This window comes from Parachryseolinea silvisoli (assembly GCF_021190955.1).
Lineage (GTDB): Bacteria > Bacteroidota > Bacteroidia > Cytophagales > Cyclobacteriaceae > Ohtaekwangia > Ohtaekwangia silvisoli.
The window spans coordinates 660599-678286 of the sequence record NZ_JAIOAO010000002.1; the positions used below are offsets into that span (position 1 = coordinate 660599).

The following is a 17688-nucleotide window of genomic DNA, read 5'->3' on the forward strand; positions in this document are numbered from 1 at the left end:
AGAAAAAAACTATGAACGCATATATCGTAGCTGGTTTTAGAACGGGTGTCGGCAAGGCTAAAAAAGGAGGTTTCCGTTTTACACGTCCCGACGATCTCGCCGCAGAAGTCATTAAGCACCTGGTGAAATCTGTACCAGGTCTTGAAAATAAAATGGTCGACGACCTTATCGTCGGCAACGCTGTGCCTGAAGCGGAGCAAGGCATGCAGATGGGTCGCATGATTTCGCTGCTCGCCCTGGGTATTGACATTCCGGGTATGGTGGTGAATCGTTACTGCGGCTCGGGTGTCGAAACGATCGCGATTGCGAGTCAACGCATTCAGGCTGGTCAGGCGGATGTCATTATTGCCGGTGGAACGGAGTCCATGTCGCTGGTGCCGGTGATGGGTGTTAAGACGGCTTTGAATTATACCATTGCAAAGGATCATCCGACCTATTATACCAGCATGGGCCTTACGGCCGAAGAGGTTTCGAAGCAATTCAAAATCTCCCGCGAAGAGCAAGATCAATTCTCGTACGAATCACATATGAAAGCGGCGGCGGCGTGGAAGGCTGGAAAATTTAAAGATGAGGTCGTACCGATTACGGTGAAAGAAACTTATGTGGATGAGAACATGAAGAAAAAAACGCGTGAGTTCATCGTCGATAAAGACGAGGGTATTCGCGCCGATACCACGGTGGAGGGCCTCGCGAAGCTGAAGCCTGTATTTGCTGCAGGCGGTACGGTTACGGCGGGCAACTCTTCGCAGACTTCTGACGGTGCCGCGTTTGTGGTGGTGATGTCGGAACGCATGGTCAATCAACTAAATCTGAAACCCATCGCCCGTATGGTGAGCTATGCGGCAGCCGGTGTGGACCCGCGCATCATGGGCATTGGCCCGGTGGCGGCAATACCCAAAGCATTAAAAATTGCCGGACTAAAACTGGACGATATTGGTCTGTTCGAGCTCAACGAAGCCTTTGCGGCACAGTCGCTGGCGGTTGTAAAAGAACTAGGCATTGACCGGAGTAAGCTGAACGTAAACGGCGGCGCCATTGCCGTCGGTCACCCCTTGGGGTCGTCGGGCGCGCGCTTGTCGGTTCAGCTCTTTAACGAGATGCGTCGTCAGAACAAGAAGTACGGTATGGTGACTGCTTGTGTGGGGGGTGGCCAGGGTGTTGCCGGCATTTATGAATTGTTGAATTAAGAAAATTAAAAATAGGATCGGGTTATGAGCACAGCATCAGCAACGAAACAAGCCATCAAGGGCGGTGAATTTTTGATCCGCGACACGGCAGCGGCCGACATTTTCATTCCGGAGGAATTCAATGAAGAGCAGCGCATGATCATGCAGCAGTGCCGCGACTTCCTGGCGAAGGAAGTATGGCCGCGCCTGGATGAAATTGATTCCCAGAAAGATCCGAAGCTTATGCCTTCCATCCTCGACAAAGCGGGTGAGCTGGGCTTACTGGGCACATCGGTGCCGCAAGAGTTAGGTGGTTTTGGCATGGACTTTAACACCACGATGTTGGTGGCGGAAGTTATCGGCGCGGGCCACTCGGTGGCGGTAGCGCTTTCAGCGCACACTGGTATCGGCACACTGCCCATTCTCTATTACGGAAACGAAGAGCAAAAGAAAAAATATATTCCGAAGCTGGCGACCGGTGAATGGAAGGCTGCCTACTGTTTGACAGAACCCGATTCTGGTTCGGATGCCAACAGCGGTAAAACGAAAGCAATCCTGAGCAGCGATGGTAAACACTATGTCCTCAATGGTCAGAAAATGTGGATCACCAACGGTGGCTTTGCCGATATATTTGTCGTGTTTGCCAAAATTGACAACGACAAAAACCTGACGGCATTTATCGTTGAAAAATCGTTTGGCGGCATCACCATGAACGAAGAAGAAAAGAAGATGGGGATCAAAGGATCGTCTACCCGTCAGATCTTTTTCAACGACTGCAAAGTGCCGGTCGAAAATATGTTGAGCGAACGCGAGAACGGTTTCAAGATCGCCGTGAACATTCTCAACATTGGTCGGATTAAGCTGGGTATTGCAGCCCTTGGCGGCAGCAAGCATACAACATCAATTGCCACGCGGTATGCGAATGAGCGCAAACAGTTTGGTACATCGATCTCTGCTTTCGGCGCGATCAAACATAAGATCGCCGAAATGGCTACTCGCATTTTTGCTTCGGAGTCGGCGCATTATCGTGCCGGTCAAAATATCGACGACGCCTACCATGGTTTTGTTTCCGCCGGAACAGATTCGTCAAAAGCTCGTCTGAAAGCACTGGAAGAATTTGCGATTGAATGTGCGATTTTGAAAGTGCACGGTTCAGAAGTTCTCGACTTTACGGTTGACGAAGGTGTGCAGATTTATGGCGGCATGGGCTTTTCGGCGGAAGGGCCGATGGACCGTGCGTATCGTGATGCGCGGATCAATCGGATCTTTGAAGGTACCAATGAGATTAACCGACTATTGACAGTCGACATGCTGCTGAAGCGTGCGATGAAAGGTTCGATCGATTTGATGACGCCCGCCATGGGCGTACAAAAAGAATTACTTGCCATTCCGGATTTTGGGGCTGCCGAAGAAGAAGGAGTTTTTGTGAAAGAGAAGAAGGTGTTGGCCAACCTGAAAAAAGCAGGCTTGATGGTCGCTGGCTCTGCCGTGCAAAAATTCATGATGAAGCTGTCGGAGCAGCAAGAGATTTTGATGAGCCTGGCGGATATGATGATTGAAATTTATGTAGCGGAGTCAACATTGCTACGGGTGGAGAAGATCATCGGCCAGAAGGGTGAGAAAGCAGCGGAGCTTCAAACGGAAATGGCTTTGATTTATTTGCACCATGCGGTTGGCAAAGCCGCTGCCGCCGGTCGCGAAGCAATCTCCGCGTTCGCCGAAGGTGATGAGCAACGTCTGTTGCTCATGGGCCTGAAGCGGTTCACAAAAATTGACGCCTACAATCTGAAAGATGCGCGCAGAAAAGTCGCGGACTATGTTATTCAAAAAGGAGAATATCCTTTCTAAGATTCTCATTCCTATAACCTAAACTGAAAAGGGCCGGAGTCATCTGGCCTTTTTTTATTGCCCCGGTGGACATACGGAGGTGTTCATATTTGTAAAGAGCACTGTTCGTATTTCGATCAATATGCCGAATACGAAAAAAGGAAAAGTCTGTTTTTGGCGAAATTTTGATGCTTTTTAAGCTCTACCGCAAGGTGCACGATCTTTGATGTAGCCAGATCAAACCTGATTGGATATGAAAGCGATAACAATATCAATCCTGATTTTAGTACTGGTAGTATTTGCCATTCCCTTTTCTTTTGCCATCGTTGGCCTGGTGCTGGGCGCGGTGGGCGGCGTGATCGGTTTCGTTTTTGGAATCATCGGCGCCGTGATTGGCGGCGTGTTTGAACTGCTCGGCAGTATCATCAGCCTGCCGTTTCACGGCTTCCATTGCCATGTGCCCTTTATTTCAGGCAACATCTTTACCGTGGCAGCCATCGTGCTGGTGGCCGTTATTCTGGTAAAGGCCCGCCGTTAAGCTACGCCACGGGATGCCTGTTGTACAGTGCCGGATTAAGAAAATATTTTGAATACACCGGATTTCGCTTCACCTCCACCAACGTCGGTTTGTGCGTGTTGGTAAAAATGACTTTGTATTGAAACTCAAATCCTTTTTCTGTACGAATGTCTTTGCGTACGATGTACCATTGTTTGTCATACGGGTTTAGCACTTTCACCTGTAAGTGAAACAAGCCCGGTGAGCTTCGCACGCGAACAAAATTGCCGGTCTGTTTAGTATATAGCTTACCGTTTATCGTCACCTGAATACGCGCCCCTTTGTCCGTTTGAATGGCGATGCCAGAGTCATAGGCCATAGCATGTATGGAGCCCATCAGCAGAAAAACCAACACAGAATATTTCATGGCTCGATTGTTTTACACTTATGGTATTACAACCACCGTGCCATCATTGACAATATAAAAAAGAAAAAGGCTGCGGAAAACGCAACCTTTTTCAATTCACGAGATTTTTAATCTTGTTTTGATATGGCGCCAGCGGCGCCGCTACTCTCTGAAATACCTGTCCTCTTCGAATTGTTCATCACCCTCTACCGGTTTTGTTACGGTACCAACTTCCAGGATCTTAAACTCTGTACGCCTGTTCTTCTGACGTCCTTCCGGATTGTCTGTTCCGTTCGGGTTTGTATTGCGTGCGATGGGTTTCGATTCGCCATATCCTTTGGCTTGCAAACGCTCGGCGGCAATGCCATGCTGAATCATGTATGCCACGGCGGACTCTGCGCGACGTTGTGACAGTTGGCGGTTATAGTCTTCGGAGTCGATGCTATCGGTGTGTGAGCCCAGCTCGATTTTGATCTCCGGGTTGTCGAGCAGCAGTTGCACAAGCTTGTCGAGCTCTTTTGCCGCATCGGAGCGAATGTTGGATTTATTGAAGTCGTAGTAGATGTTATCCAGTACGAAGCTCTTGTCCAGCTCGATCTTCTCCAGCACAATCATTGTGTCAAGAGTAATGTTCGTCAGCAACTCTTTGAGCGTAGCGGGATCTACAGACTTGCCTCTCGTGGTGTACCCTTGCCGTTTCACCAGGTAACCGCTGGACTCCCCGACGAGGTTATAATCCTCGTTTTCGTATACACGGAAGAGGAACTTGCCGTCGTTACCCGTGACGTAGTCTTGCATCACGTCACCCTTGCCATCGAGCAGGTTGACTTTTGTGTTAGGCAATATTTGCAGTTTGCCGTCTTTGCCAGGTGTGTACGTAATGCCCTGCAGGTAATAGTTCACCACACGCAGGTCGGGGTCTTCGTTAATGAAGGTATAGATGTCGTCATCGCCTTTACCACCGTCGCGGTTCGACGCGAAGAAACCACGATCGGGTTTGAAAAGAAACATGGCGAAGTCATCGCTGTTGGAGTTCATTGGCTGACCCAGATTTCTGATTTGGGTTTTGCCGTTCGCGCGTTTCACGACGAAGAGGTCTAAACCGCCGTATCCCGGATGGCCGTCAGAGGCGAAATACAGTTTGGCGTCTTCAGCCACATAGGGGAACATCTCGTTTCCGGATGTATTGATCTCGGGCCCCAGGTTACGCACGCGGGTGAAACGACCGCGAGTATCCATTTGTGCCGTGTAAAGATCGGTACCGCCGTAGCCACCTTTACGGTTGGAGGCAAAGTACAAGGTGCGTCCGTCGGGACTAAAGGCAGGGGTAGAATCCCAGCTGAAGTTTTTCGCGTCACCGTCGGACTCGTTTTTAAACTGCGTGTTGATGTTGATTGGAAGGGGCTCGGACCAAACGTCGTTGCGGAAGCGGGAGATATACAAGTCTACGTCGGCGCCGCCACCTTTTTTCTTTTCAGAATTGCCCTTGGCAAAGATCATGGTCTTGCCGTCGGGGGAGAACGTAATACAACCTTCGTTGCGCACATTGTCGTTGATGCCTTCGGGTAATTTGGCGAGGGTTGATAATTCGACGTTGGCACCTTTCGTGACCACTTTGAACAAATCGGTGAAGGGTTTGCCTTCGGCCTCATAAATCTTGCCGTCGCCGCGGGACGAGGTAAAGTACAGCTCGCTATTGAGATAGACCGGCGAATATTCGCTTGCGGGTGTGTTGATGGCTTCCAGGTTTTTTACCTTGTAGTAGCTTGGCGTTTCGGCAAGCTTGGCCAGGTAGCCGATGCCATTGATCTCAGCAGAAGCGCGGTCTTTCAGCGGCGTGTTGCTGGTGGAGGCTACGAGTGACTCCAGTTGCTGGCGTGCTTCGTCGTATTTGCCGTTTGCTTTGAGCGCCTGCGCATAATAAAATTTAATACTATCGGCATCGAAGGCGCGGCCACCGGCATTCGCATAAAACTGTTCCGCCTCTTTGGGTCGGTTTGACAGCCGGTACGATTCAGCTATGAAGAAGTTGGACTTGCCGGTATTACCTGTTTTTTTAAACAAGTCGATAGCGTTTTGGTACTTGCCGAGCTTAAACGCCTTAATAGCCTTCTTCTCGGTGCTGCAGCTACTGAGTATAATAACGATAAACAGTAGGAGGGAGGTAGATCTCATAACATCTTAAGATATAATCTGTTTCGCTCTGTAACGCTAAAGCTACAAAATATTCCGGCTTACGGAAGTACCGACTCCGCCGGTATATACCGCTTCAGCCAGGTGTCGCCAGCCGGAGTAATCCAGGCCTGGTCCAGTTTGCCTTTGGTGTCCACCAGATTGTCAAATGCGGGTGTTGTTCCGTTCCAGATTCCTTCCCCATACTTCTTCTTCAGATCACCCATGGAGAGCAAGGTTACACCCCCGGCCGTCTGGAACGCAACGTTGGTACGGTTAAAAAAATCTACACCTGCCGCGGTGCCGGCTTCTTTAACAGCCCGCACCGAGCTGTCGATCGAGCAGCCGCTTGCCTGGTCGTTGGCTGCCAGTATGATGAAATGATCGTGTCGAATTTCGAAGGACGTTTCCATGGGTTGGCCATGAACACTCCACCCCTGGGTAAACGCTGTGAGTACCTCGGAAATTATGCTTTTTTCAGCAGAAGTTATTTTTCTGTCGGCCTGGTATACCCAGACGCGGGATGTGGCGGGTAGTTGGTGAAATGGAATAAGCATAGTTGTACATGTTTACGCTCCCGCGTTCGCGGGAGAAGTCTTATTGCAAACCTTGCGATTCTGCGATAAGTTCGGCCAAATCCTTCACTTTTACATCGTTTTCGCGGTCTTTGCCTTTTACGCCGTCGCTCAACATCGTCATGCAGAACGGACAGGCCACGGCAATCGTAGAGGCGCCGGTCGCCAGCGCTTCTTCTGCGCGTTCGATGTTAATGTCCTTATCGCCTTTTTCCGGCTCCTTGAACATTTGTGCGCCACCCGCGCCACAGCACAGACCCGTCGTGCGGCATCGTTTCATTTCTACCAGGTCGGCGTCGAGGGCTTCCAACACACTGCGGGGAGCTTCATAAATGTTGTTGGCGCGACCCAGGTAGCAGGAGTCGTGGTAGGTAATCTTTTTGCCCTTGAACGACCCGCCCTCGACCTTGATCTTTCCTTCCTGGATGAGCTGCTGCAGAAATGTCGAGTGGTGGATTACCTCGTATGCGCCGCCGAGCTCCGGATATTCGTTTTTGATCGTGTTAAAACAATGGGGGCAGGCGGTGACAATCTTTTTGACGTTGTAGCCATTTAACACCTGAATGTTGCTCATGGCCTGCATCTGAAAAAGAAACTCGTTGCCGGCACGTCGTGCGGGGTCGCCTGTACAGGTTTCTTCGGGTCCTAAGACGGCGAATTTGACGTCTACGGCTTGCAGGATTTTTACAAAAGCTCGGGTTACACGCTTGTATCGTTCGTCGAAAGATCCGGCGCAACCTACCCAGAAAAGTATTTCGGGGCTTTCGCCTTTGGCGGCCATATCGGCCATAGTCGCTACATTCATTGTCGTCTGGTTGTTAAGTCGTACGTCGTTGCGTTAGTCCTGAGCCCATTTAAACCGGTCGCTGGGCGGAAATTTCCAAGGCGCGAAGCTGGTTTCAATATTCTGGAACATCGAGTTCCATGATGCCGGCGAGCCGGATTCTTCCATGGCCACGTACCGACGCAGCTCCAGGATAATTTCCAGCGGATTGATCATCACCGGACAAGCCTCCACACAGGCGTTGCAGCTGGTGCAGGCATTGATCTCTTCTTTAGTGATATAGTCGCCCAATAAAAATTTTCCGTCTTCGGCGCCGGGGCCACCGGTCTCCAGGCTTTTGCCGATCTCTTCCATGCGGTCGCGGGTGTCCATCATGATCTTGCGGGGCGAAAGCTTTTTGCCTGTCAGGTTGGCCGGGCATTCAGCCGTGCATCGACCACACTCCGTACAAGAGTAGGCAGCCATGAGATTATTCCAGTTCAGGTCGCGCACGTCGCGCGCACCAAAACGACCCGGCTCCGCCGGGGGTGTGGTGTTGGCCTCAGCCAACCCAAGCATCAGCTTCACTTCGTTTGTTACCACAGGCATATTTTTCATTTGCCCTTTGCGTTCCAGGTTGGCGAAGTAGGTATTCGGGAATGCCAGGAAGATGTGCAAGTGTTTGGAGTAGGTTACATATACAGCAAAGGCCAGAATGCCCAGGATGTGAAACCACCAGGCGCCACGCTCCATGACAATTAACGCCGTCTCGGACAGGGAGTCATACAGGGGTACAAGAAAAGAGCTTAGAAAAAGTTTGCCCGTGGGCATGTAATGCTCGGCATGGAGCTGTTGCAGCACCTGGTCGGCGGCGTTCATATTCAGGATGGCCAGCATCAGCACAATCTCTGTGCACAAAATAATGTTGGCATCCATGCGGGGCCAGGCGGTTAACTCCGCTGCGTGAAAGCGTTTTATCTTTAGCACATTACGCCGGATCAGGAAAAAGACGCACGCCAGTAGTACGGCCAGTGCCAGGAATTCAAAGATGTTCATCAACACCGTATAGAACCCGCCCAGGTAAGGGGCAAAAATACGGTGGGTACCGGCTACGCCGTCGATGATAAACTCCAGGACCTCAAGGTTGATGACGACGAAGCCGACATAGATAAAAAGGTGAAGGATGGCCGGGATAAATTTTTTAAACATTTTTTTCTGTCCAAAAGCAACGAGTACCATATTTGATAAGCGCTCGCCGGGCTGATCGTTAATGACACGGTCTTTTCCCAGTCCAATATTGGCCCAGAGGCGTAAAACGCGCTTTCGGATGAAGTAGATCGCCACGCCCAGTGTGATGACAAAAAGTGCTTGTTGAATCATATGCGATAATAAATGCTAATCCATTAATTTCAATAAATTCTCACAGGGTTTTGCACCAAATATAAATTTACATACTTTTGTGCCCCTGTCCGCTGAAGGTGGCAGTCAAAATTAGGTGATGTAGCTCAGTTGGTAGAGCAAAGGACTGAAAATCCTTGTGTCGGGGGTTCGACTCCCTCCATCACCACAGAAGGCCTCTACTTGGAGGCCTTTTTCTTTTTCCCCCGGGCTGGGTGCTGCTACCGGCCTAATTTTTAATATTTTAGCAAGCAATCCCTGGACCCATGGGTTTAAACCTCGCTGATAACACAGTACGCCTGCTTTATTTGTACCTGGCCCAATGTATCCTGGGGGGGATTTTATTCTTTATGTTCCGGCATTTTGGTATTCTGTACCGCCGCCGGTTTCTATACACATGGGCACTCAGTTGGGGGGCATTTGCCGTATACATGGCCTGTACGGGTGTCGTTGCGTTTTACCTGGCCCAAAGTCAGTCCCCCGTTCGCCTTATAACCAGTGTGGTCGGTCAAATGTCGTGTTTTCTGCAAGTCCTTTGGGTACTGCGGGGTACGTATGAGCTGATAACAGAAAGGGCTTTTAACCGGCGACAATTTAAAGTGATTTTGCTGGCGGTCTTTTGTATTGCCGTTGCCTCGGTTATTCTGTTCAGCCAAAATGTTCAGAATGCAAACCTGCGACACCTGGCACGCGTTGGCAGTCGTACATTGGCGATGGGCTCGGGCTTCTTATTCACCGGCATCGTGGTACTGCGCAACCGGAAGTTTTCCCGCGGCCTCGGACAACGTATGCTCGCCGCTTCGTTCATAATCTTTAGTGTATACCAGCTGTATTATTTTGCAGAGGTGGTCGTCAACCTGGCGGACCAACGCATGGAAGTGCCGGGCTTTTTTGGTGTAGCCGATCTGTTGTTGATCGCCCTGATGGGCATGAGCATGGTCATTTGGCTACTCGAAGACGAACGAGAAAAGCTAGGCCGCTCCAACAAGGAGCTCGACATGTTTCTGTACAATACTTCACACGATCTGCGTGCTCCGATTGCATCCATTCTCGGGCTGACATATTTGGGCAAGCTGGAATTTGAAGAAGAACGGGCGCGGATGTTTATGGACATGATCGAAGCCCGCATTAAAAAATTGGACATGGTCATCGGTGACATACTCAGTCTTTCACGTAGCAAAAAAACAGAGCCGCGCATGGAGGAATTGTGCCTGAAAGATCTGGTGGATGAAACGATAACCGATATTAAATTCAACAAGGGTGCATCGGCCATCGAGCTGGATTATAATCCGAGCGTCGCCGACGTTTTTGTATCGGACTACAATCAGATCAAAATCGTTTTGAATAACCTGCTGGCCAATGCTGTGAAGTATCACAACCTGGACCAGCCCAGGCCCTATATCCGTATAGGCTTTATCCGCAGCGACGACCAGGTGGAGATTATCGTGGAGGACAACGGACAAGGCATACCCGAAGAAAGCTTGCCGCGAATTTTTGAAATGTTCTATCGCGCCTCGGTCAATACCGAAGGGACAGGTCTTGGACTCTATATCGTCCGCGAGGCATTGAACAAAGTAAAAGGAACAATCGACGTTACCTCCGAGCTAGGCAAGGGCAGCATTTTCCGGATACAATTAGAAAATGCCTAAAAAAATAAAACCGGCACGGGGCCGGTCTAATCTGTTATTTGTAATGCTTTAGGCGAACTACTTCTTCTTTCTTTAAAAACCGCCACTCGCCTCGTCCCAAATCTTTTTTATCGAGACCGGCATATACGGAGCGATCAAGCTTAACCACTTCATATTCCAACGATTCGAAGATACGGCGCACGACACGATTCCAGCCGATGTGTAGTTCGATACCAATGGTCTTGCCATCGTCGGAGACAATCGCCAGGTCGTCTACCACGGCGCGGCCTTCTTCCAGGCGCACGCCTTCGGTGATCTTCAGGAAATCAGCTTTTGTCAGCGGACGGTCCAGCTCTACTTTGTAGATCTTCTTCACATTATACGACGGGTGCATCAGCTTATCGGCCAGGTCACCGTCGTTGGTTAATAACAATAGGCCCGTGGTATTTCGGTCCAGGCGGCCAATAGGGTAAATACGTTCTTTGATCGTACCACCTAAAATGTGCATAACGGTTTTACGTTCCTGCGGGTCGTTGGTGGTGGTGATATAGCCCTTGGGTTTATTCAGCAGAACGTACACAGGCTTCTCAGACCGGAGTACTTTTTCTTCGTGCCGAACTTCGTCACCCAGGTTGACTTTGTAGCCTAGCTCGGTAATAACTTTTCCATTAACCGAGATCAGGCCCATGGTGATGAGCTCATCGGCTTCACGACGTGAACACACACCGCTGTTGGCGATGTATTTATTCAAACGCACCTTGCCAGTTTGTGCCTCGGCAGGTACTTCATAGGTCTCTCCCGTTGTTATACGTTTCCGGGGGGATAAGCTTTTTTTGCTTCCACTGCCTCTATCTTCTTCGCGTCGCAGATTGCTTACACCACGCTTACCAGCAAAAGACTTTTTGTCGGAGTCGCCTTCGGCTCCACTCCGACGTGGTTTCTCTGAACGGCCGCGTTCCGAACCTGACGAGGCTCCGGCACGGGTGCCTCTTCTCTCGGAGAAGCTTTTGCCCTCGCGCTTGTCGCCAAAGGGTTTGTCCTCGCGACGACGGGACGGCTTTTCGTCACCGTCTTCTCTGCTGCGGCGAGGTTTGTCGGCACCGTCGCGTGTCGGGCGGGCAGAAGATCCTGCACGTGCACTGGATCTTCTTTCTGAAAAGCTTTCGTCACCGCGCTTGCGGAAACCGCCGGTAGACTCGTCGTCTGACTTTTTACGAAACGGCTTTTCACCATCTTTTTTGAATGCTCTTGGTCTGGCGCTTTCGCCGCCTTCGCTTTCGCGCTTGCGGAAGCCACCCGTGCGGGCCTCGCCTCTGTCGCTGTCCTTGCGGAAGGGTCTTGCACCATCTTTTTTGAATGCTCTTGGCCGGGCGCCTTCACCGCCCTCGCTTTTGCGGAAGCCACCCGTGCGGGCTTCACCGCGGTCGCTCTCCTTACGAAAAGGTTTTGCGCCACTTCTACTGGACGACTTTGCACGGCTGCCTTCCGAAGCATCGTCACCGGTACGCTTGCGGAAACCGCCGGATTCGCCACTGGTGCGTGGTCTGCGGACAGGCTTGTCGCCGTCGTCTTTTTTGAATGATTTTGCAGGGCTACCTCCACGTTTCGAGAACGACGAGGTTTCAAATTTGGGCTTTGCCCCCATGGGGCCTTTGCGGCCGCGCGATGGGCCTTCTTCTTTGTTATGCCTGGGCATCTGGTTCTTTTAAATCTTTGCTGTCTGCATCCATATCAGGCGTATTGTCCTGACCATTTGTTGCTGTGGGCTCGGCTGCGGAAGCCTCGTCAGTATTTTCCGGCGCGGCCGCTTCCGGCTCCTCCGTAGTGCTTGCTGTTGGTTCTTCTTTGGATTCGGCATTCTCGCCGATCGTGCTCACGTCGCCTGTAAACTCCTTGGGCGCTGGCAACTCTGCTAAATCGTTGATGCCGAAATACTCCATGAACTTTGTCGTGGTACCGTATAACATCGGGCGGCCAATGGTATCAGCCTTTCCGGTAATCTCGATCAGGTTTCTGTCGAGCAGTTTTTGTACGGCATAGTCGCAGTTTACACCGCGAATGTTTTCGATATCCGTTTTAGAGATAGGCTGTTTATAGGCAATGATCGAAAGCGTCTCCATGGCTGATGTGGACAAACGCTTTTTCGATTGTTGTTTGAGCATGATACCAATGCTCGTCTGATAAGCCGGCTTTGTCAGGAATTGATAACCGCCTGCCGCTTGAAAAAGCTGAAACGAAAACTCGTCGCCTTCAAACTTTTCCTGCAGTCGGTAAATGGCGCCTTCGATATCGTCGTCGGGTACGTCGGCATTAAACATTTCAGAAAGACACGCCTTGATATCGGCCAGTTTAATGGGCGTCGGCGAACAGAAGATCAACGCTTCTATATGGTTCTGAAGAAAATCCACGCTACTGTAAAGGGTATGTAATTGAGTCAGCAAAATATATCGGAGACAAAAATCCCCTCGGTGAAGAGGGGATGTTTGTTAATCGTGTTGCATCATTTTTGCCTCGATCGACTGTGTCGTATGCGGTACCGCAATGAGCCGTTCCTTTGGTATTAGCTTGCCCGTTACCGAGCAGATACCATATGTTCCGTTCTTGATACGCACCAACGCGTTCTCGAGGTTGGTAATATACTTTTGCTGGCGGGCAGCAAGTTGGCTGAGGTTTTCCTTTTCCGCTGTCTCGGCACCGTCTTCCAGTACCTTGGTATTGCCGCCAGAGGTTGCATCGGTGCCCTCGTCATTATTGCGGTTCAGCGTCTCCTTCAGGATTTTATATTCATCGCGCGCTTTGTCGAGTTTGCGATTGATCAGCGCCTCAAATTCTTTCAACTCGTCTTCCGAGTAACGGGTGCGCTCATCGCCAGCGGAGGGGGCCTTCGCCGCTTTGTGAGCAATCGGTCTTTGATTCGGCACGGGAAATATATTTAATTGTGGAGGTGCCGGCTTAGGGGCCGCTACCGGAACAGTTTTAATGGGCGGCGCGAGTTGGGTGGCCATGCGCGAAACTTTTTTCGGCGCAACCTTTTCCACCTTCTCCGCTGCTACTTTCTCTACTTTTTCAATCTTCTCAACCTTCTCGGCTTTTTTCGGCGCGGCAACGGCTACTGGCTTCTTAGGAGCCTCTTTTTTCGCTGCGACTACTTTCTTGGGTGCAGGCGCCGCTTTCTTGGCAGGAGCTTTTGCTACAACTTTCTTTGCGGGTGCTTTCTTGGCAGCCGATTTCGTGGCAGGAGCCGCCTTCTTCACTTTTGCTACAGGTTTCGCTTTTGCAGCTTTCTTGGCTGGCTTAGCGCTTGACTTCTTACTTTTAGCCATAAGGGGTTGTATCCTACTTTTAGTAAAGATTCGCAAAATTAGGAGGTCAGCCCCGAAAACAAAAATATTACACCATTTATTGCCATATCCAAAGTATAATACGATGTAATTCTCTTTCTTTTTCCTTAAAATCGAGCCATGCGTGCACGTGTTTCCTTTTTTCTATTACTGGCCTGCGCGGCGTGTAATCGGCCCACTTCTAAGTCGCCCTCTGACGATGCCGTTGGACCCATTACACTGGTCATCCATGGAGGTGCCGGCTCGATCAAACGCGAGAACATGACACCTGAACGCGAGGCCGCTTACCGTGCCGGATTAAACCAGGCACTCGACAGTGGGTATGCCGTACTCGAGCGGGGTGGCAAAAGTCTTGATGCAGTGATTGCCGCCATCAAAGTGATGGAGGATAATCCGCTGTTCAATGCTGGCAAAGGCGCCGTCTTTACGAACGAAGGAAAGAACGAGCTCGATGCTTCCATCATGGATGGTAGCAATCTCATGGCTGGCGCTGTGGCCGGCGTGACGACCATTAAAAATCCGATCACAGCAGCGTATGCTGTTATGACAAAATCGGACCATGTCATGCTGATCGGTGCAGGCGCTGAAAAATTTGCAGCAGAGCAAGGGCTCGAAATCGTCGACCCGTCATACTTTTTCGACTCGCTGCGGTACAAGCAATGGCAAAAAATACAGCAAAAAGAAGCAGATAAAGAAGCCGCTTTGTTTGATCCGTACACGAAAGATCGAAAGTTCGGAACCGTCGGCGCGGTGGCTCTTGACCAATATGGAAACATTGCAGCCGGCACCTCTACCGGGGGCATGACCAATAAAAAATATGGGCGTGTGGGGGATGCTCCTATCATTGGGGCGGGCACCTACGCCGACAACACCACGTGTGGCGTTTCCGCCACGGGTTGGGGTGAGTATTTTATACGGCTTGCGGTGGCGCATGACGTCAGCTCGCTGATGGGCTATGGCAACCTTTCTTTGCAACAAGCAGCAGACAGCGTCATCATGAAAAAGCTACCACGCCTTGGTGGCGACGGCGCGATCATTGCCCTCGACAGGCATGGTAATATCTCCATGACGTTCAACACAACAGGCATGTATCGGGGCTACATTACCAAAAAGGGAGATGGCAAAACGTTCATTTACCAGGATGACAAATAACTACGGCTGTATGCTGTTCCATTTTCAGGATATTTTGAACGCATGACCTACATCACTGCTATTGGAACCGCTAATCCCCGACACCGTTTCGAGCAGGGGGCGATAGCTGATTTTATGGTGAAGGCTATGAAGCTGGAAGCAGGCGAAAGCCGCAAGCTGCGGACAATCTTTAAAGCGGCGGGCATACACACCCGCTATTCGGTGCTGCAGGATTATGGTAAAACCGAAGACTTTACTTTTTTTTCCAATTCTCCGGATGGAGAGCCGTTTCCCGACACAGCAAAACGCATGGCGCTATTCCGCCAGCAAGCCCTCCCGCTGAGCCTGGCGGCCGTCGCGAACCTACAGACTGGCGCCTCTCTCAAAGATTTAACGTGTATTACACACTTGGTGCTGGTTAGTTGTACCGGCATGTATGCCCCCGGATTAGACATCGAACTTGTGGATGCGCTGGGATTACCCACGAGTGTGCAACGAACGAGTATCAATTTTATGGGTTGCTATGCAGCATTTAACGCACTGAAAGTAGCCGATGCATTTTGCAACGCCAGCCCGGATGCCTGTGTACTCGTGGTTTGTACAGAACTGTGTAGTATTCACTTCCAGCAACATCCGTCGGACGATAACATTTTGGCCAATGCACTTTTTGCGGACGGGTCCGCCGCCATGCTGGTGGAAGCAAAGCCCACAGGCACAAAAAACCTGCTTTGTGAAGCATTTCACAATGATTTTTCTATTTCGGGTCAGCACGACATGGCCTGGCAGATCGGAAACCACGGTTTTGAAATGATGCTGTCGTCCTATGTGCCTGATGTGATCGGTCGCGGAATTGGCGATCTCACGGCACGTCTCTTGAAAAAGATTGCCCTTGACATATCAGACATCAGTTATTTCGCCATTCATCCTGGGGGCCGAAAAATCCTGGAGGCGATCGAAGCCAAGCTCGGACTGACGCGGGAGCAAAATGCCCCTGCATATCAAGTATTAGCCGATTTTGGAAATATGTCATCCGTTACGGTAGTTTTTGTATTGCAAGAAATCTTCCGAAAAGTGGCTAAGGAAGACAATGGGAAGCATGTTTTAAGCTTTGCATTTGGACCGGGCCTGACACTGGAAAGCATGCTACTGCGCATTCAAACAACCTGATCTTATGCCCAATTTCTCAGCCCGTTCAACGGAAATCGAGATTATGGACGATCTGCTCTGTGCGGGTGAAGTCGTGCATCAAACGTTGCGCGAGTTGGAATTCATCAACAAATGGCTGGGCGGAAACGCCGTTACGATCACAGCGTTAGAGCGATTGTTAAAAGATTGCCCGACAACCGGTACCATCACCATTGTCGATTTAGGCTGTGGAGGAGGCGAAATGCTTCGCATCGTCCACCAATGGGCGGCAAAAAAAGCCATTCCTGTGAAGCTGATAGGGATTGACGCTAATCCTCACATCATTGCCTTTGCAGAACAAAACCTGCAGAATTTACCTGAAATAGAGTTTCTCTCGCTGGATATCTTTTCGAAGGAATTTAAAAACCTGCGTTTTGACGTCGTTTTGGGCACTTTATTTTATCATCATTTCAACGACGATCAACTCACTGCGTTTTTTAAAAATCTGCGCGATCAGGCTACAAAAGGCATAATTATAAATGACATTCATCGGCATCCGCTAGCGTACTATTCCATCAAATGGCTTACAACGTTATTTTCACGCTCCCCGATGGTTAAATTCGATGCGCCACTGTCGGTATTACGAGCGTTTAAAAAGAAAGAAATGGCTAGAATCCTTAAAAACGCAGGAATTCAGGACTTTCACTTGCAATGGAAATGGGCTTTTCGCTGGCGTGTGATCATCAACCTAAGAAAATAAAAAAGGCCCCAGAAATCGTTCCGGAGCCTTTTTCGATCAAAAGATTATCTTTTATGCGGCCTTTTGCACGTTTTCGATGCTTATGCTTTTGCTTTTGGCAATCCGAATGATGTGCAACTTGTCTAATATCTTAATAACAATATAAGTCGGATCGATCTCGTGCCAGCGAACACCACCGAAATTCGCACGGTTTCCGTGTTTGTGGTGATTGTTATGATAGCTTTCACCCATCATCAAAAAGTCTACGGGCAAGAAATTTCTGGAAGTATCGCCTACTTCATAATTGCGATAGCCATACTTATGGGCGAACCAGTTAATGACGGCGCCGTGGATCGGGCTCATCAGAAAGTGGACTGGCAACAGCAGGAAGAACCATGGGCTTGGTGCAAACACAACATATATGGTAATGTAGATAGCCGCCCAAAACAGGCGTGATGGCCATGAACGCGCAAATTTGTCGAAGGAATTCCACTGCGGAACGCCGTCTGTGAAACGCTTATCAACGATCATCTTGCGGTTGGCAATATCAGAATAGATCGTACGAGTCTTCCACATCATGTTCCAGATCGTTTCGTCGTATTTAGGCGAATGTGGGTCGTCCTCCGTATCGGCAAAGGCATGGTGCATGCGGTGCATCACGCCGTATCCGTAGGGGCTCAGGTAGTTCGCACCCTGAAAGATCCACGTCAGTACAAAAAAGACCTTTTCCCAGAATTTATTCATTGTAAAGGCATGGTGCGAAGCGTACCGATGCAGGAAAAATGTCTGGAAAAACAAGGACAGGTACCAGTGCCCGATAAAAAATGCAAGAATTACGGCCATTTTAAATGTCGATTGTAAGTATAAAAATGTTTTTTGCGGGCTCACCAAGAGCCTTTTGCTTGTAAGACAAGACAAGCA

The 17688-nt window shown here is 50.0% G+C and carries 16 protein-coding genes and 1 tRNA gene; 8 read left to right on the forward strand and 9 right to left on the reverse strand.

Annotated features, from left to right (window positions below; genetic code table 11):
• Positions 1 to 11: 11 nt before the first annotated feature.
• From K7P01_RS12580 to K7P01_RS12590, 3 genes are all read left to right on the forward strand, one after another.
• Complete coding sequence (locus K7P01_RS12580; RefSeq protein ID WP_267293446.1) at positions 12 to 1187, forward strand: acetyl-CoA C-acyltransferase; 1176 nt, start codon at positions 12 to 14, stop codon at positions 1185 to 1187.
• A 24-nt stretch (positions 1188 to 1211) separates the two neighbouring features.
• Positions 1212 to 3014: an acyl-CoA dehydrogenase family protein gene (locus K7P01_RS12585; protein ID WP_267293448.1), complete on the forward strand. Its 1803-nt coding sequence runs from the start codon at positions 1212 to 1214 to the stop codon at positions 3012 to 3014.
• A 232-nt stretch (positions 3015 to 3246) separates the two neighbouring features.
• Complete coding sequence (locus K7P01_RS12590; RefSeq protein ID WP_267293450.1) at positions 3247 to 3531, forward strand: hypothetical protein; 285 nt, start codon at positions 3247 to 3249, stop codon at positions 3529 to 3531.
• Position 3532: 1 nt separating this feature from the next.
• Here the strand turns inward: K7P01_RS12590 and K7P01_RS12595 are convergent, their stop codons facing one another.
• The 5 genes from K7P01_RS12595 to K7P01_RS12615 form a co-directional block, all read right to left on the reverse strand.
• Complete coding sequence (locus K7P01_RS12595) at positions 3533 to 3916, reverse strand: hypothetical protein (protein ID WP_267293452.1); 384 nt, start codon at positions 3914 to 3916, stop codon at positions 3533 to 3535.
• 141 nt (positions 3917 to 4057) lie between these two features.
• The gene (locus K7P01_RS12600) at positions 4058 to 6070 is read right to left on the reverse strand and encodes an OmpA family protein (protein WP_267293453.1); all 2013 of its coding nucleotides are present in this window, start codon (positions 6068 to 6070) and stop codon (positions 4058 to 4060) included.
• Between the two features lie 59 nt (positions 6071 to 6129).
• The gene (locus tag K7P01_RS12605) at positions 6130 to 6624 is read right to left on the reverse strand and encodes a hypothetical protein (RefSeq protein ID WP_267293455.1); all 495 of its coding nucleotides are present in this window, start codon (positions 6622 to 6624) and stop codon (positions 6130 to 6132) included.
• Between the two features lie 40 nt (positions 6625 to 6664).
• Positions 6665 to 7432, reverse strand: coding sequence for a (Fe-S)-binding protein (locus tag K7P01_RS12610; protein WP_267295333.1), 768 nt, complete (start codon positions 7430 to 7432; stop codon positions 6665 to 6667).
• A gap of 48 nt (positions 7433 to 7480) precedes the next feature.
• Entirely contained in the window at positions 7481 to 8785 is a 1305-nt protein-coding gene (locus tag K7P01_RS12615) for a (Fe-S)-binding protein (protein WP_267293457.1), read from the reverse strand.
• A gap of 114 nt (positions 8786 to 8899) precedes the next feature.
• Between K7P01_RS12615 and K7P01_RS12620 the strand changes: the two genes are divergently transcribed.
• Together K7P01_RS12620 and K7P01_RS12625 are read left to right on the forward strand one after the other, a co-directional pair.
• Positions 8900 to 8972, forward strand: a tRNA-Phe gene (locus K7P01_RS12620).
• A gap of 97 nt (positions 8973 to 9069) precedes the next feature.
• Positions 9070 to 10452, forward strand: coding sequence for a sensor histidine kinase (locus tag K7P01_RS12625; RefSeq protein ID WP_267293459.1), 1383 nt, complete (start codon positions 9070 to 9072; stop codon positions 10450 to 10452).
• A gap of 34 nt (positions 10453 to 10486) precedes the next feature.
• Here K7P01_RS12625 and K7P01_RS12630 read toward each other — a convergent pair whose 3' ends face one another.
• From K7P01_RS12630 to K7P01_RS12640, 3 genes are all read right to left on the reverse strand, one after another.
• Positions 10487 to 12127, reverse strand: a complete 1641-nt coding sequence (locus K7P01_RS12630) for a pseudouridine synthase (protein WP_267293461.1) — start codon at positions 12125 to 12127, stop codon at positions 10487 to 10489.
• Complete coding sequence (scpB, locus tag K7P01_RS12635) at positions 12114 to 12839, reverse strand: SMC-Scp complex subunit ScpB (RefSeq protein ID WP_267293463.1); 726 nt, start codon at positions 12837 to 12839, stop codon at positions 12114 to 12116. The genes K7P01_RS12630 and scpB overlap by 14 nt, the downstream gene beginning before the upstream one ends.
• A 78-nt stretch (positions 12840 to 12917) precedes the next feature.
• On the reverse strand, positions 12918 to 13334 hold the full coding sequence (locus tag K7P01_RS12640; protein WP_254082886.1) for a TraR/DksA family transcriptional regulator: 417 nt from the start codon (positions 13332 to 13334) through the stop codon (positions 12918 to 12920).
• Between the two features lie 558 nt (positions 13335 to 13892).
• Between K7P01_RS12640 and K7P01_RS12645 the strand changes: the two genes are divergently transcribed.
• The 3 genes from K7P01_RS12645 to K7P01_RS12655 are packed head-to-tail and all read left to right on the forward strand — an operon-like array spanning position 13893 to position 16788.
• Entirely contained in the window at positions 13893 to 14924 is a 1032-nt protein-coding gene (locus K7P01_RS12645) for an isoaspartyl peptidase/L-asparaginase family protein (protein WP_267293465.1), read from the forward strand.
• A gap of 42 nt (positions 14925 to 14966) precedes the next feature.
• Entirely contained in the window at positions 14967 to 16070 is a 1104-nt protein-coding gene (locus K7P01_RS12650; protein WP_267293467.1) for a type III polyketide synthase, read from the forward strand.
• Positions 16071 to 16074: 4 nt separating this feature from the next.
• Positions 16075 to 16788, forward strand: coding sequence for a methyltransferase domain-containing protein (locus tag K7P01_RS12655; RefSeq protein WP_267293469.1), 714 nt, complete (start codon positions 16075 to 16077; stop codon positions 16786 to 16788).
• Between the two features lie 51 nt (positions 16789 to 16839).
• On the opposite strand, the gene K7P01_RS12660 is transcribed toward K7P01_RS12655, so the two are convergent.
• Complete coding sequence (locus K7P01_RS12660; RefSeq protein WP_267293471.1) at positions 16840 to 17610, reverse strand: acyl-CoA desaturase; 771 nt, start codon at positions 17608 to 17610, stop codon at positions 16840 to 16842.
• Positions 17611 to 17688: the final 78 nt, after the last annotated feature.